14 protein-coding genes are annotated in these 15,748 nt (G+C 62.2%); 11 read left to right on the forward strand and 3 right to left on the reverse strand.

The window, feature by feature from the left end; translation table 11 throughout:
• Positions 1-3: 3 nt before the first annotated feature.
• Genes ACZ5G6_RS04210 through ACZ5G6_RS04220 form a run of 3 tightly spaced genes read left to right on the forward strand, consistent with a single transcriptional unit; the run spans position 4 to position 4,066 of the window.
• Positions 4-1,233 carry an amidohydrolase gene (locus tag ACZ5G6_RS04210; protein WP_498689612.1) on the forward strand — a complete coding sequence of 410 codons (1,230 nt, stop codon included), beginning with the start codon at positions 4-6 and terminating at the stop codon, positions 1,231-1,233.
• Between the two features lie 19 nt (positions 1,234-1,252).
• A complete protein-coding gene (locus ACZ5G6_RS04215) occupies positions 1,253-2,518 on the forward strand; it encodes a CaiB/BaiF CoA transferase family protein (RefSeq protein WP_498689613.1) in 1,266 nt (421 codons plus the stop codon).
• Positions 2,519-4,066 (forward strand): carboxyl transferase domain-containing protein, encoded by a 1,548-nt coding sequence (locus tag ACZ5G6_RS04220; RefSeq protein WP_498689614.1) that lies wholly within the window; start codon positions 2,519-2,521, stop codon positions 4,064-4,066.
• A gap of 66 nt (positions 4,067-4,132) precedes the next feature.
• Here the strand turns inward: ACZ5G6_RS04220 and ACZ5G6_RS04225 are convergent, their stop codons facing one another.
• The 3 genes from ACZ5G6_RS04225 to ACZ5G6_RS04235 are packed head-to-tail and all read right to left on the reverse strand — an operon-like array spanning position 4,133 to position 7,509.
• Positions 4,133-5,557, reverse strand: a complete 1,425-nt coding sequence (locus ACZ5G6_RS04225; protein WP_223935889.1) for an amidohydrolase family protein — start codon at positions 5,555-5,557, stop codon at positions 4,133-4,135.
• Positions 5,558-5,559: 2 nt separating this feature from the next.
• On the reverse strand, positions 5,560-6,522 hold the full coding sequence (locus ACZ5G6_RS04230; RefSeq protein ID WP_498689617.1) for an acetamidase/formamidase family protein: 963 nt from the start codon (positions 6,520-6,522) through the stop codon (positions 5,560-5,562).
• A 12-nt stretch (positions 6,523-6,534) separates the two neighbouring features.
• Positions 6,535-7,509: a branched-chain amino acid transaminase gene (locus ACZ5G6_RS04235; RefSeq protein ID WP_498689619.1), complete on the reverse strand. Its 975-nt coding sequence runs from the start codon at positions 7,507-7,509 to the stop codon at positions 6,535-6,537.
• Between the two features lie 442 nt (positions 7,510-7,951).
• Between ACZ5G6_RS04235 and ACZ5G6_RS04240 the strand changes: the two genes are divergently transcribed.
• The 8 genes from ACZ5G6_RS04240 (at position 7,952) to ACZ5G6_RS04275 (ending at position 15,726) form a co-directional block, all read left to right on the forward strand.
• Positions 7,952-8,839, forward strand: a complete 888-nt coding sequence (locus ACZ5G6_RS04240; RefSeq protein ID WP_223935892.1) for an ABC transporter permease — start codon at positions 7,952-7,954, stop codon at positions 8,837-8,839.
• Entirely contained in the window at positions 8,836-9,732 is an 897-nt protein-coding gene (locus ACZ5G6_RS04245; protein WP_223935893.1) for an ABC transporter ATP-binding protein, read from the forward strand. Before ACZ5G6_RS04240 ends, ACZ5G6_RS04245 begins: the two co-directional genes overlap by 4 nt.
• A 2-nt stretch (positions 9,733-9,734) precedes the next feature.
• The gene (locus ACZ5G6_RS04250) at positions 9,735-10,538 is read left to right on the forward strand and encodes an ABC transporter ATP-binding protein (protein WP_223935894.1); all 804 of its coding nucleotides are present in this window, start codon (positions 9,735-9,737) and stop codon (positions 10,536-10,538) included.
• On the forward strand, positions 10,535-11,614 hold the full coding sequence (locus tag ACZ5G6_RS04255) for an ABC transporter permease (RefSeq protein ID WP_498689621.1): 1,080 nt from the start codon (positions 10,535-10,537) through the stop codon (positions 11,612-11,614). Before ACZ5G6_RS04250 ends, ACZ5G6_RS04255 begins: the two co-directional genes overlap by 4 nt.
• 57 nt (positions 11,615-11,671) lie before the next feature.
• A complete protein-coding gene (locus ACZ5G6_RS04260) occupies positions 11,672-12,499 on the forward strand; it encodes an MBL fold metallo-hydrolase (protein WP_223935896.1) in 828 nt (275 codons plus the stop codon).
• Positions 12,500-12,508: 9 nt separating this feature from the next.
• The gene (locus tag ACZ5G6_RS04265) at positions 12,509-13,339 is read left to right on the forward strand and encodes an MBL fold metallo-hydrolase (RefSeq protein WP_223935897.1); all 831 of its coding nucleotides are present in this window, start codon (positions 12,509-12,511) and stop codon (positions 13,337-13,339) included.
• Positions 13,340-13,367: 28 nt separating this feature from the next.
• Complete coding sequence (locus ACZ5G6_RS04270; RefSeq protein WP_223935898.1) at positions 13,368-14,963, forward strand: ABC transporter substrate-binding protein; 1,596 nt, start codon at positions 13,368-13,370, stop codon at positions 14,961-14,963.
• 79 nt (positions 14,964-15,042) lie between these two features.
• Positions 15,043-15,726, forward strand: coding sequence for a cysteine hydrolase family protein (locus ACZ5G6_RS04275; protein ID WP_498689623.1), 684 nt, complete (start codon positions 15,043-15,045; stop codon positions 15,724-15,726).
• Positions 15,727-15,748 lie beyond the last annotated feature (22 nt).

Raw genomic sequence — 15,748 nt, forward strand, 5'->3', positions numbered from 1 at the left:
ACCATGACCCAAACAGCTACCGCACTTCAGCTCGACAGCGAACAGACAACCAAGCTTCACACCCTGTACCGGCACCTGCACGCCCACCCGGAGCTTTCCATGCAGGAGTTCGCCACCGCCACGCTCATCGAGGAACAGTTGGACGGCCTCGGCATTGAGCATTTCCGTTGCGGAGGTACGGGCGTGGTGGGCATCCTTCGGAACGGTGAGGGTCCCGTGGTGGCCTTCCGCGCGGATACCGATGGCTTGCCCATCGAGGAAGCAACGGGCCTGGAATACTCCAGTACGGATACTGGAACGCTGCCTGACGGCTCAACGGTGCCGGTGATGCACGGTTGCGGCCACGATACCCACGTGGCCAGCCTTCTGGGCGCCGCTGAGGTCTTGGCCGGAAACCTCGACGCCTGGTCCGGAACGTTGGTGCTGATCTTCCAGCCGGGCGAGGAGACCGCGGCCGGTGCGCTCGCCATGCTCGAAGACGGACTGTGGGACAGAGCGCCACGTCCTGAAGTGGTCTTTGGCCAGCACGTCATGCCGCGCCCTGTTGGTACGGTCTCCATTTCCAGCGGCCCTGTGGCAGCCATGGCAGATTCGCTGAAGGTTACCGTCCACGGACAGCAATCACACGGCTCGCAGCCGCAGGATTCCATCGACCCCATCGTTATGGCCGCGCACATGGTCACCCGGTTGCAAGGGATCGTGTCCCGTGAGCTGGACCCCCGGAAGTCCGCCGTCGTGACCGTGGGGACGTTCCACGCGGGCCTCAAGGAGAACATCATTCCGGCTTCCGCGGAATTCACCCTGAACATCCGCACTTTCAACGAGGACGTCCGCGGACAGGTCCTTGCGGCCGTCCGCCGCATTATCGACGCCGAGGCTGCCGCCTCCGGCGCCCCGAAGCCTGTGATCGAGGAGATGTACCGCTTCCCGCAGTGCTTCAACGATCCCGACGCCGTTCCTGCAGTGATCGAGGCACTGCGCGCCGGGTTGGGGGCTGAATCGGTGGAAATCACTCCGCCGATGATGGGCAGCGAAGACTTCGGACACCTGGGAACAGCGATCGGTATGCCGTCCGTGTTCTGGATGTTCGGCGGTACTCCTGCAGCCGGGCACGACGGTCCCGGGCCCATCCCCGTGAACCACTCGCCATTCTTCGCCCCCGAGCTGGAAGGCTCCCTGGCCGGAGGCGTCTCGGCCGCCGTCGCCGTGCTGATGTCCCGGCTGGGCAACTGACATATTCAAGGACATTCCCATGACTTCAGCTCTGACCGATTCTCTAACCCAACCACAAAGCTCTACAGAGGTACCGCCATCGATAAGCCCGTCTCTGCAAGGAACCCAAGGTCCGCTCACAGGCAGGCTCGTGGTGGACCTCAGTCGGGCGCTTGCCGGCCCGCACGCCGCCATGATGATGGGCGATCTTGGAGCGCGGGTCATCAAAATTGAAAACCCCGTCACGGGAGACGATACCCGCGGGTGGGGTCCACCGTTCGTGGGTCCCGAGGACGATCCGCAAGCTACGTACTTCCTTTCCTGCAACCGCAATAAGGAATCCCTCACGCTGGACCTCAAGAGCGACGATGGCCGCACCGTCCTCCGCCAACTGCTGGAGCGCGCCGACGTCGTAGTGGAAAACTTCCGGCCCGGTGTCCTGGAACGGCTCGGCTTCAGCACCGACGCTATGCACCTCATCAACCCGCGCCTGGTGATCCTGTCCATTACCGGGTTCGGGCACGACGGTCCGGAATCACACCGAAGCGGCTATGACCAGATCCTGCAGGGCGAAGCCGGGCTCATGTCCCTCACGGGTTCCGGTCCCAATGATCCGCAGCGGGTGGGTGTGCCGATCGCCGATCTCCTGTCCGGGATGTACGGCGCGTATGGCGTGGTGGCTGCTTTGCTGGAACGGGAACATACGGGCCGGGGGCAAGTCGTGCGGACTTCCCTGCTTGCCTCCCTTGTGGGTGTTCATGCCTTCCAAGGCACCAAGGTCACGGTCGCCGGTGAAGCCCCGCAGGCTCAGGGAAATCATCACCCGTCCATTGCGCCGTACGGGCTCTTCCGATGCAGGGGTGGCAGCGTCCAGATCAGCGTCGGGAGCGAGAAACTGTGGGCCGCGTTTGCTGTGGCCTTTGGAATCGACGCCTCTGAACCGGGTCTTGCAAGCAATGCGGAACGGGTCCGGAACCGCTCCCGCGTCATCGACATCGTGGAGGCCGCCTTCGCCGATTACGACGCCGAGCCGCTCCTCGCCAAGCTCAGCGACGCCGGCATTCCCGCCGGGAAAGTGCGGACCCTCAAGGAAGTCTTCGAGTGGCCGCAGCTTGCCTCGCAAGGACTGCTTGTGGACGTCGATCACCCCGTTCTGGGGCCCGTCACTTTGCCGGGGCCGCCGCTGCGCTTCTTCGACAACATTGACGGTACGGAGTCCACTCGCAGCGCCCACACCGCGCCGCCACTGCTCAACCAGCACGGCGATGGCATCCGCGAATGGCTGGCCGCCGGGGGAGTGGGCTGAATGGCGTCAACTGCCACCCGCCGTCGGCTTGCAGTCCGTGAACTGCTGGAAACCATGCTCGACGCCGGGACGTTCGTTTCGTGGGATCGTCCGGCTAGTGGCGCGGCGGGTTCTCCGGGTGCAGCTGGCGCTGTGACCGCTGGCTACGCTGCCGACCTGGAAGCGGCGCGCGAGAAGTCCGGCAGCGATGAGTCCGTCCTCACGGGGGAAGGCCGAATACGCAATCACCGCGTGGTGATAGTCGCGTCCGATTTCGCCTTCCTGGCCGGCTCGATCGGGCGGGACGCGGCACAAAGGCTCGTAGCCGCCGTCGAACGTGCCACGGACCTGGGCCTCCCGCTCGTGGCCATGCCGGCGTCGGGCGGAACTCGTATGCAAGAGGGGACCAGTGCGTTCCTGACCATGGTGGAAATTGTGGCCGCCGTCCAGGCGCATCGATCAGCTGGCTTGCCGTATCTGGTGTACCTGAGGCATCCGACCACCGGGGGTGTCATGGCGTCGTGGGGTTCGTTGGGGCACGTCACCGCGGCCGAGCCGGGTGCCCTCTTGGGATTCCTGGGCCCGAGGGTTTTCGAGGCTTTGCAGGGCGAAGCGTTCCCCTCCGGCGTGCAGACCGCGGAAAACCTTTTCGATCATGGCCTGGTGGATGCCGTGGTACCTCCGGAAGCTCTGGGGGATTACTTCGGGCGTGTGCTGGACCTGCTGCGGCCGGCCCTCGCGCGCGAGGCTATGGAGTCGCGGCCGCCGTCCGCGGATCTTTCCGGATCCCGCCCAGCGGACGCAGGCGCCTGGCAGTCCGTGCAGCGCTCGAGGGATCCGTTGCGACCCTCCACAGTGGAGCTCTTGAAGGAAGCCGCAAGCAGCGTGGTGCTGCTGCGCGGCGCGGGCGATGGCTCCAAGGACCTGGGCATGCTCGTGGCGCTCGCGCGGTTCGGCGCCACGTCCTGCGTGGTGGTGGGGCATCAACGTTCTTCTCCTACTGAAGGCAGCCCGATCGCCATGGGGCCGGCCTCGCTGCGGGACGCCCGACGCGGGATGCGCCTGGCCAAGGAACTGCGGCTCCCGCTTGTCACAGTGATCGACACCCCCGGCGCGGCGCTCTCGAAGGAAGCCGAAGAGGGTGGGCTGGCCACCGAAATCGCCCGGTCCCTCTATGACCTGCTGGGCCTCGGAACGCCAACGTTATCGGTCATGATGGGCCAAGGTACCGGGGGAGGGGCACTGGCACTGCTGCCCGCCGACCGGACCATCGCCGCCCGGAACGCCTGGCTCGCACCGCTGCCGCCGGAGGGTGCCAGCGCCATTGTGCACCGGAGCGTTTTGCACGCACCGGCACTCGCGGAGAGCCAGGGCATCGCGGCCGCCGCGCTCGCAGCCAGCGGAGTGGTGGACGTGGTGGTGGAGGAGAATCCCGATGCGGCGGAAGAACCCGTTGACTTCTGCCGCCGCATCGGTGACGTGATCGCCGTCGAGCTCCAAGGCCTTGCCCGGCGGGGTGCCCCCGGGCTCCAGCAGCGACGCGCAAAGTATCGCGCACTGGTGTCGTAGGCGGGCCGGAGCCCTGCCCGTTCCAAGGCCAACGGGCAGGGCTTCAGCCTATCCTCGCGTTCTGGGTCAGCAGGCCGGCCGGTTGAGTACGTCGCTGGACACCCGCTGCTTGAGCAGCGAGCCACCCGGGCCAGTCAGCAACTTCCGGTCTTCCACCATGACGGTCCCGCGCAGTACTGTCATGCTTGGCCACGCCGCTACGCGGTAGCCCTCCCACGGCGTGTAGTCCGCCTCGTGGAGGTCCGAGGCGGTGATCCGGCGGTCCACGCTTGTGTCCAGAACTGCCAGGTCCGCGTCGCTGCCAATGGCGATGACGCCCTTCTGTGGGTAGAGGCCGAGGATCTTCGCGGCATTGGCACTGGTGATGTCAACGAAACGCGTCAGGTCCAGTCCACGCTTTGAGACGCCCTCGGTGTAGGCCACCGCCATGCGCATCTCCACGCCAGCGTGACCGCCGGTTGCGTCCATAATTGTCTTTCCACGCGTCTTGACGTCAAGGTCTGTGCAGACTCCGTCAGTAGCAAGCGTGCTGAGCGAGCCCTCCAGCAGCGACTCCCACATCGAATCCCGGTCTGTCTCAGACTTCAACGATGGATAGGTGTGGTAGATGGCGCCGTTCTTCTGCCGGTAATCGTCGGCGGTGAAATACGCGTAGTGGGGAAGGATTTCTCCATAAACCGCCTGGCCGCGTCCGCGGGCCTCGCGGATTGCATCTACACCCTCGCGTGCGCTGACGTGCATCAAATAGATGGGAGCCCCAACATGGTGGGCCAGCGTGATGGCGCGCTGGAAGGAGAGCTTCTCGGACAAGTTGTTGTGGGCATGGTGCATGTACTCGATGCCGGTCTTGCCTTCGCGCTGCAACTTCTTGTACGAGTACATAACGATGTCATCGTCCTCGGCGTGCACGGCGAGCATTGCTCCGGCAGCTGCCGTCTGTTCCATCAGCCCCCACATGTTGCCCAGATCAGTTTTCTGTTTGGGCCGCGTCGGCGTGGTATTCGTCATCCACACCTTGTAACTGCCGTGGCCCCCAGCCACTGCGTCGGGGATCTGCTCCAGGACCTCGAAGGGGATTTCAGGCTCCTTGAACGTCCCATGCAACGCGTAATCGGTGTAGGTGGAGCCGGCCCACTCGGCGGACTTCCGGGCGAACGACTCAGATAATTCGTCGCCGGGCTTCCAGTGGGCGAAGTCCACCAGCGTGGTTGTGCCGCCATATATGGCGCCCTCACTCACGCGGTCGGGGCCGAAGCACATGATGCCGCTCTCCGCGGCGGTGGGAAGGACCGAGTTGGTGTGTACATGAGGATCGACGCCGCCGGGCACCACCAGTTGACCCTTGAGGTCCACGACGCGCCGGGCTTCATCGGGCGTGCCAAGTCCGGTGGCGCGCAAGGACACGATCTTGCCCTGGGCTATTCCGATGTCAAGGCGTTCGGCGCCTGAGGGCGTGACGACCAATCCATTGGTCAGGAGGAGATCAAACATCGTCAGACCTGCGCATTCGTAGTGTCGGTAGTTTCCAAGGAAAACGGTTCAGTGTTGAAATAGCGGGACGCCAGAGTGACCTTGGCCGATACCCGGGCGTTGACCAGTTGTGAAACGGATACGTCCGCGGCTGCGCTCAGCAGCATCGCGGTCTTCTCGCGCGTCCATTGCCTGTCGGCTTGGAGCAGTTCCAGCATGTCGTCCAAGGCGAGCCTTGCCGCCTCATCCAGGGTGTCGCCGTCGCCGATGATGATGACCGAACCGCCGCTGAGGACCACTGGCCGCTGAATGCCGGCGCCCTCTGCAACTGGAATTGTGGACCGTGGAACAACTGTGCAGGAGAGCCGCACGCTGCCTTCGACCTCCACTGCGGTCAGTGAGCACTCGCCATCACCCTGCGCCGCGTGCAGGTCACCGGCGTACAACATTGCCTCGGCTACTTGGACAGGGATTACGACGGCGGAACCTGCAGTTACGTCCTTGCAGTCCATATTGCCGCCGTGGATTCCCACCGTGCTTGAGTTCGGACCGACGCCCACAGGCGCCACTCCGATTTTTCCAACCATTGGACGGACAGGAATGGCGGTGTCCTCGTCAAACACAACATGCCCGTCCACGATTTCCACCACGTGACCGGCCCGGCCCAAGCCGTCGGTGAAGCCGCCCCTTCCTGGCAGGGTGACCATCGCGCCGCGATGGTCAATCCTGATCTCGTGGATGTCTATTCGCAGGACATCACCCGCGTTCACTCCCCGGACGGCGATCGGACCGGTGACGGGGATGGACAGTTTCTCGTACTCCCCGGTCTCCTCGAAGAGGCCTCCGGTGAGCAGGCTGCGCGCATCCAGCCAGAAATGCTCGCCCTGATCGACGGTAAGTTCTGGTTTGGCTCCGGACTCGAAGGATAGTGAGGCGTTGCCAAATCCGACGCGCGGCACTTCTTGCAGCGTCTGTGTTTCGTTCATTGGTGCCTCCATTCAGGACGGGTAGACGGGAATGGCCCAGTTCTGGTCTTGGGCGACCTGTCCGATCACGGCCCGCCTGTAGAGGTCCTGGAGGCTGCGGGTGAGGTCCCCGGCTGTTCCGTTGCCGATAGTGGTGCGGTCAACCGAGGCAACGTGGTTTACCTCGGCGGCACTGCCGCAGACAAACACTTCGTCAGCTGAGTACAGTTCGGTGCGGTCGATGGGCCGGACGTCGACGTCGAGGCCCAGTTCCGTCCGGGCGAGGTGCAGGACGCTGTCCCGCGTGATTCCCTCAAGGATGCTGTCGGTGACGGGAGGAGTGCACAGCCTCCCTTGGCGGACCATGAAGACGTTGTAACCGGCGCCTTCAGCCACATGTCCACTTTCGGTAAGAAGCAGCGCCGCGTCATAGCCGTTTCGCTTGGCTTCCAACAGGGCCAGCCTCCCGTTCTGGTAATTGGCAATTGACTTGACCCTGGGCGGCATGGACCGATCAGAGAGGCGGGCCCAGCTGCTGATCTGCACATCCAGGCCGGTGGCGCCGAAGTAATTGCCCATGGGAATTGCTGCCATAAAGACGGTGGAGGGACCTGTGTCCTCAGGTTTGCCATCTTTGGAGTCAACGAATACCTGCGCCCGCATGTGCAGATTGCCCCGCAGGTTGTTGGCGCGGATGAGTCCAAGCAGCTGATCGCCGAGTTGATTGATGTCCTGTGGGCCGTCAATTTCCACCACCCGCATGGAATCGATCAGTCGTTTCATATGGTCGGCCACCCTGAAGGCGTACAGCTGCTGATCGTCCTCGCTCCAATACGCGCGGAAGCCCTCAAATACTCCGACGCCATACTTCAGGGATGTGCTCAGCACATGGAGGCGGGCATCGGCATAGTCCACCAGCTCACCGTCGTGCAGGAGGTACTTCACTGGCTGGCCCGGAGGTGGCTGGCGGGTGTCAACTGCGGATGCTGCTTCTTGAAAATCGTCCATGGTGGGTTCCGTTTCCTCTTTTATCCGTGCTGGCGGCGTCGACAGCAGCCAGCTTCATCTCAAGCGGCACTTGCTCACTATATTGAAGTTAGTTGGCAGTGGTGTCAATGGTCCAGAGTTGTCCCGTGGCCGCTTTACCGTGTTCAAGTGGCCGCAGAGCGGCGGTCGTGGCAGAATCCGCGCTGCAGCTCTCCATCTGCGCCAATCCGGCGATTTTTCCAAAAAAGAGTGCAATTCGTCACACTTGGCGCTACAGTCAAATTCAATAAAGTGATGAGACTTTGATATGAGGCCCTCGCCCGTCAAGGTCCGAACAGGAGCTGAACATGTACCAGCCACCGGTCCGCAGTCAGGACGATCTTCAATACATTGCGAGTGGGCTCAACGCCAGCGCACGCAACTACTCCCTCTCAAACACCCGCGGACTTCGTGAGGAGGCTCCATGAGCATTCAAGGCCTTCCGCGTACCTCGCCCGGCCTCCGCGTCACCGGGTGGGCCCGCCGAGGCCAGAGCCTCTTGATGAACAGGTCCAGCACGATCATGGTCGCCGTCGCGGTGACCATCATTGTGGGATTGCCGCTCATGGCCATGGTGGCTCCGCTGCCGCATGACCCGCTGCGTCCGGATACCGACGCAATCGGTATTGCACCCAACGGGACCCATTGGTTCGGAACTGATGGAAACGGGATGGACATTTTCTCCCGTACCATCGAGGCCGCGAAGCTGGACCTTCCCGTTGCCCTCGCCGCCACTGCACTCTCGCTGGTGGTTGGCGTCCCTTTGGGCCTGTTCGCAACAAGCGGCAAGCTCGGCGATGCCATCATGCGGGTCATTGACGCATTTGCAGCGCTTCCGATCATCGTGATCGCTGTAGTCTCCATCAAGCTGATGGGTGGTGGGGCAACGGACGTGGTCCTTGCGATCGCCATCGTGGCCGCGCCCAGGTTTGTGCGCCTTTCCCGCGCTGCGGCCCTGGCACTTCGCTCCGCGCGCTACGTGGAGGCTGCGGCGGCGATTGGTTGTTCACCCATCCGCATCGCCTTCAACCACGTCTTCCGCAACGCTTACGGCGTGGTTTTGGTGCAAGCAACGCTTACCGCAGCCAATGCGCTCGGAACCATTGCTGCACTGAACTTCCTTGGCGTAGGCGTGAAGCCTCCTACACCTACGTGGGGGGCAATGATCAACGACGGCGTCAGCATGCTGATTCGTGGGGAATGGTGGGCTGCTGCCTTTCCCACGCTTGCCATGCTCCTGGCGATTGGTTCCCTGAACGTGATCGCCGGGGGAATCGAAACCAAGATCGAGCGAGTGGAAAGGGCACGATGATGACAGGACTTCACGTACAGGACCTCGTCACCGAGTTCCACTCCCGCGGAGGTGTAACGCGGGCCCTGCACGGTATCTCCTTCGATGTCGGCGCCAACGAAGTCGTGGGCATCGTGGGCGAGTCGGGATCGGGGAAGTCCACTGTGGTGCGCTCGGTGATCAAGCTGCTGATGCCTCCCGGGCGTGTCATGGAAGGTACTGCCGAATTCCACGGCCAGGATCTGATCCGTTTGCCGGAGCGGCAAATCCGCCATATCCGTGGCAAAGAGATCGGCTTCGTGGCGCAGAACCCCTTCAGCGCATTGAACCCGGTGGTCCGCATCGAGAAGCAGTTCGCCAACATCGCCAAAGCGCACGGGCTTAGGGCGGACGCCGAATTACGTGGCCGGGCGCTCGACTTATTGGCCTCCTCCGGTGTCAACCAACCCGAACGTGTAATGCGTGGCTATGCGCACGAACTCAGCGGCGGAATGGCACAGCGCGTCGTCATCGCCATGGCGCTGTACCTCAACCCACGGTTGGTTATTGCGGATGAACCGACCACGGCCCTGGACCTCACCGTGCAGCGCCAGGTACTGGACACGCTCACCCGGTTGACGAAGGGGAGTGGCCGGTCGATGTTGATCGTCACCCATGACCTTGGAGTGGTGGCCAACTACTGCGATCGCGTCCTGGTGATGTACCGCGGCCGGATTGTTGAACATGGGCCCGTGTCCGAGGTTTTTGTCCGCCCAAAGGATCCCTACACCGTGTCCTTGCTCGACTCCGTGGTGCAGCCGAAAGCCGCTGTGCCCCGCAAGGTAGAGCCGGAAGCCGAGACGCCTGCCGGTATGCAGCCCAAGACTTCCGACAAAACGAATCCCACCGTTCTCTCTCCATCCAGGAGCGCCTAACCATGCCCATCATCGAACTGAAGGATGTCAGGAAAACGTTCCGAAGCCCCCAGGGGCAACTCGTCACTGCGGTGGACGGAGTCTCACTTGCCGTGGAACGGGGCGAAACCTTGGGAATCATTGGGGAGAGTGGTTCCGGCAAGTCCACGCTGGGCCGCCTGATTCTCAGGCTCATTGAAGCTGATTCGGGCACGATCCTCCTGGAAGGCGAGGACATCCGGGACTTGTCGAAAGCACAGCTGCGGAAACGACGCCGGCGCTGGCAGATTGTGTTCCAGGAGCCTTTCGCGTCGCTGAACCCGCGTTTGACGATCCGCCAGATCGTCGAAGAGCCGCTGATCGTTGCGAAGACATATGGCTCCCGGGCTGAACGTCTGCGCCGCGTCACGGAAACGCTCGAAGAGGTGGGGTTGTCGCCGGACTTCCTGGGCAGGCGTCCCGCAAACCTCAGTGGTGGGCAACAGCAACGCGTGGGCATCGCCCGCTGCCTCGTGACTGACCCGACGCTGGTGGTCCTGGATGAACCGACGTCCTCGCTGGACCTGACGATCCGGGCATCCATCCTGCGCATGCTGGCCAAGCTCCAGGTGGCCAGGGGGCTGACCTACGTCTTCGTTTCCCACGACATCGACACAGTCCGTCACTTTTGTACCAGCGTGGCTGTCATGCACCGCGGACGGTTCGTTGAAACAGGTTCCACGGATGACGTTCTTTCCAATCCCCAGGAGCCTTACACCCAGGCCCTGATGTCGGCGGCAATGCCTCCCATTCCGTACACCCCAGGAGCCAAGGAGGCCATGGCATGATCCGCTACATCCTCTCCCGTATTGTTATTGCGCTTTTGCTCCTGTTGGGGCTCATTACGCTGAGCTTTGGCTTGGTTTCCCTGCTCCCCGGTAATCCGGCTGTGGCGCTTTTGGGCGAGTACGCGACTGAAGCGGATATCGCCCGGATCAATAGCCAGCTTGGTCTGGACAAGCCTTTTTGGGAACGCTACTTCGATTACATCGGCCGGACGCTGAACGGGGATCTGGGAAATTCGTTCTTCACGGGAAGCTCCGTTTCCAGCGAGATCTGGACGCGATTGCCCAACACGCTTGTCTATCTTGTGCCAGGGCTCATTCTGGCCCTGCTCATTGGAATGGGAATGGGCACCCTTGCGGCGTACCGATACGGCCGCGCAGCAGACAAGGCATTCACTGCAGGGGTCTCTGTCCTCATGGCCATGCCGGAGTTTGTCCTGGCGCTCCTTCTCCTCTTTATCTTCTATCAGCAACTCCATCTGGCCCCCGCACCCTTGGGCATGCTGTCCAGCTCCGATATCCCTCCACCTAAAGTCACGGGATCCCTGGCGCTGGATGCGATGCTCGCCGGGCAGTGGGGGACGATGCAGTCCATCCTCAGCAGGGCAGTGCTACCGATCATTACCATGGGCTTGTTTTTTGCGGCTCCCTTTGGAAAGACCGTCAGGACCGGTCTACTCCAAGTGCTTAACTCACCGCAGATCGAATTTGCGAGGGCATGCGGATTGAGGCCGCTACAGGTATTCCGCTACGCCCTCAGCGACGTGAGGGGAGCCTTGATGACCTACATGGTGCTGTTGTTCGCGGCCGCATTGAGCGGTGCGGCAATTGTGGAAAGTGTCTTCTCCTGGCCAGGCGTTGGTGGCTGGTCATTGGACGGGGTGCTTAAGGGCGATGTACCCGTCATCCAGGGGTTCGTGCTGATCATGGGTGCCACGAGCCTCCTTGGCTACGTGCTGTTGGACACCCTCATTACGCTGCTGGATCCCAGGACGCGCAACAACGTCATCAGTGGGGTAAAGCGTCCCTCGAAGCTGGGTCCTGCCGCAGAGCCGGCTGTAGAGCCTGCCGTGCAGTAGGGCTAGCAGCCCGAAGAAAGTCCTTGACAAACCCTCCAGATTCAATAGATTGAAGATATGTTCACTTCATTGCATGCAGACAAGTTGACGGTCCTCGGCGGAAACATCCCGCTCGACGGCCGCGTGAGCTGGGTTCCGCAAGGTGCAACTGGCTTCCAGCCGTCGAACGCCTACCTCTTGACCGAAGGAACCTCCAACCTTCTGGTTGATTCAGGTTTGGCTGTCCACAGCGAGGAGATCCTTGACGACCTGGCGGAGCTCATTGGTGAAGGCGGGGGAGTATCCATCTTCTTCACCCGAAGCGAGATGGACTGTGTGTCCAACCTCGAACCGATCGCCGGGCGATTCGACATCGAGCGGCTCTTCACTGGCGGGGTGATCAACCCCTTCGACGCGTTCGATGACCTGAGCAGGATGGCACTGCGGGGGAGGCGCCACCAAATCGACGCGCACAGGACCGAAGAGGGTGACTCCCTGGCCAGGGCTGCCGAGATCGAGATAGCACCCGGTCGCGTGCTCCAGGTGGAATCGCCCCTTCTGCGCCTCCTTCCCACCTTCTGGGGCTGGGACAAGGAAACGGGCACGCTGTTCACCTCGGATACCTTCACGCATGGCGTGATGGACCGGCCCGACGGCCAGCGCATTATCGACTCCACAGTGGAGGACACCACCACGGTGGAACAGGTGGCCGGGCACTTGTATGCGAAGTACGAGTGGATCCCGCGCTCTACGTGTGAGCCCCTGAGGGAATGGCTCCAGGACAAGTTCGACACCTTGGACCCAGAGATCATCGCACCTTCCCGCGGCTGCGTTCTCAAGGGACGCGACGTCGTACGGCGGCACCTCGGTTTCATGCTCGACGCGCTCACCCCGCAGTTGGTTTAGGAGAGAATCATGGAAGAACAACTCGTAGAAACGATGAGCAGCGACCTCCCACGCAGCGTCGCGAAGGGCGTCACGTGGATGAGTTCCTGCCTCCCGTTCCACCTGGCCGACCGCGTGATCCACGGCCATAACTCCACCTACCTGGTCCAGGGTGAACACTCGTCCATCCTGGTCGATACCGGTAACCCGTCCAGCTGGCCGATCATTTCAAGCACTCTGGATGAGCTGCTGGATGGACGCGAGCTGACCTACGTCTTCCCCACGCACCCTGAGCTTCCGCACACCGGAAACCTGCCAAGGCTCGTGGAGAAGTATCCGAACATCCAGGTGGTGGGCGACACCCGCGACTACCACTTGTTTTACCCTCAGATCGTTCCGAATCTCCACGCAAAGGTGCCCGGGGACAAAGTGGATCTTGGTGGGCAGGAGTTTGTGGTGGTGGAAGCCCTCATCCGGGACTTGCCCAACACCCAATGGGGATTCGCGCCTGGAGCCGGCGTGCTCTTCACCGCCGACGGCTTCTGTTACATGCACCGGCCCGAACTCGACGACGAAGACCCGGTACACCTCCCGGGCGAATGCGGTTTGACCACCGGCGAACTGCAGGTTCCCATCGCCGTCGAGAACGCGGCCTTCTTCACCGGAAGTGCCCTCTATTGGGCACGCTTCGCAAACGACGCAGACGCAGTATATGACCGCGTCCTTCACCTTATTGATGAACTCGGCGTCACATCCGTGGCCCCAACCCACGGCAATTTCATTAGCAACATCCGCGACGTGGAGCCCATCATCCGGGCCGGCCACAAGCGGGCATACCGCTACGAGACTGCACAGCCGTAGCTTTCCCCCAATAAACGGAGCCACCTTCATGAAAAGTCTGCGTTTGCTCACCGGAGGCGCTGCAATAGCCCTCACCACAACCCTTGTTGCCTGCGGGGGTCCAGCCCCACAATCTACAGCTACCAAATCCATCGAAAGCGTTGTTGTTGCTGTGGGCGCACTGCCTGACAGCCTGACGCCGGCGCCTTGGGGAGGCAGCGCCTCGCACGTAGTGCTCAGTGGGCTCGGCTCGCAACTCCTCGAATACAAAGTTGGAACAAATGACGGCAAGTCGTGCCCAGCGCCGTCCACAGAGGTGTCCGGCCGCTTGGCCGAAAGCGCCAAACCAAGCCCGGACGGAACGGGCGTGATTGTCACTCTTCGCAAGCTCACCAGTCAGTTTGGCAACACATTGTCGGCCGAGGACGTCCGATGGAGCTTCGATATCGGCATGAAGCGTCAGCCGGTTATGAAGGGGACGCTGAAGAGCAGCGGCTTCAACGTTGACAACCTGGTCAAGGTGATCGACGAGCACACTTTGCAACTGAACACCACCGGAATTACCTCCTACACAGAAGAATCATTGCAAAACAACCTCTTCTACATCCACGACAGCACCGAGGCAAAGAAGCATGCCACGGCGGATGACCCCACCGCCAACGCCTGGCTTTCCAAGAACCTCGCCGACTACAGCGGCTGGAAGCTGGAAGAGTTTACTCCCGGCGCTTCCCTGACGGTGACGGCGGATCCTCAGTGGGAGGGTACTCGCGGCACGGTTAAGCGCGTGTCCGTCAAGGCTGTCCAGAGCACCGCTACCCGCAGCCAGCTGGTGGAAACCGGCGAAGTCCAGGTGGCCAATGGCTTTGAATACGACCAGTACAAGTCACTGGAAAAGTCTCCTGGCGTGACAGTCCTGAACTGCCCGAGCCAGACCCGCGACACTATGATGATCAACACGAAGACCGGTCCACTTGCCGATCCCAAGGTTCGGCACGCAGTCTCCATGGCCATCGACCGCGAGGCGCTGATCAAGGGTGCGTACGCTGGCTTCGGTGAACCCGCAGGTTCGATCTTCCCCAATGTCGATGACTCTGCGATCTACAAGTTCAACAAGGACGAGGCCAAGAAGCTGCTCAACGAGGCCGGATATGGCAGTGGTTTCCCGATGACCCTTAGCTACAGCGTTACGCGTCCGGGGCCCGTAGCCGCCAAGTCGGCGGTCCTGATCCAGTCCATGCTCAAGGAAGTCGGCATCGACGTCCAGCTGCAGAATGTGGCCAGCTCCACCGACTTCTCCACCGCGCTGATCGACGGCCGCTACCAGGCGGTGCTGTACTCGGAGCCGATCGTCATTGCCGATCCCGCCTTCTACAGCTACGCGTTCTACGGCACGGGCGCTCCCAGCAACAGCACCGGGTGGTCCAACCCCGAATTCGATAAGGCACGCAGCGAACTCGCGGCCACACCGGACCAGGAAACGGACAAGCGCAATGCCCTTCTCAAGAAGATGGCCGGGCTGGTGGACGAGGGCGCAGCCATTCTGTCGCTCGTTGAAACCAGGGGAGTGCTGGTCACCAGGGACGGCCTCTCGGGTGCGGTTCCACTGACCAATGGCCAGATCCACTTCAATTCCCTCGGCCGCTAGGCCGCCAGTAACCACGCGTGATGCCGGCCGGTCGCCCTCGAAACCCGGCCGGCATCACTTCACAGAAGGAAGACTTCCGATGATTGAAATCTGCGGAAAGCAGGTCCGCGACACCCTGCAGGAGTTACTGGACCCAGCCACCACGGCCCTTGTCGTTATCGACATGCAGGAAGGAGCGGTGTACGCCGGCGGCGCCATCGGCGATTCCGGCCACGACCTAAGCATGATGCCCGCCGTCGCCAAGCGCTGCGGCAGGGCGATTGAGTCTGCGCGGAAGAACGGCGTGCCGATCTTCCACATTCGGGTCGAAAACCTTCCCGACGGCGCCAGCTCGCCTGCCGCTTGGCTGCGGGCTTTGTACACGGCTGCCAACGGGCGGCCGATCGATCTTGGCAGGCTCAGCCTCAAGGGTGATCCGGCCACGGAATTTTGCGCCGAGTGCATGCCCGAAGACGGCGAAGTCATCATCACAAAGCGCCGCCCCAGCGCATTCGTGGGCACGGAATTGGCGCTCCTGCTACGGAGCCAGGGCATCGAATCAGTCGCTTTGGTAGGCGTCTCTACGGGCGGTTGCGTCGAGGCAACGCTGCGGGACGCGGTTCATAACGACTTCTACGCAGTCCTGATCGAGGACGCCGTGGGCGCCTACGACACCGTGGTCCACGACGCTGCGCTGACTGTCATGAGGGCCCGCCACGATGTCTGCACGCTGGACCAGGCCATTGAGGTGTGGGATTCGGCCAGCGCCAGCGCCGGCTCCTGATTCGACTGACGAGAACCACAGA

It is taken from the genome of Arthrobacter sp. TmtSoilC51, assembly GCF_055388015.1.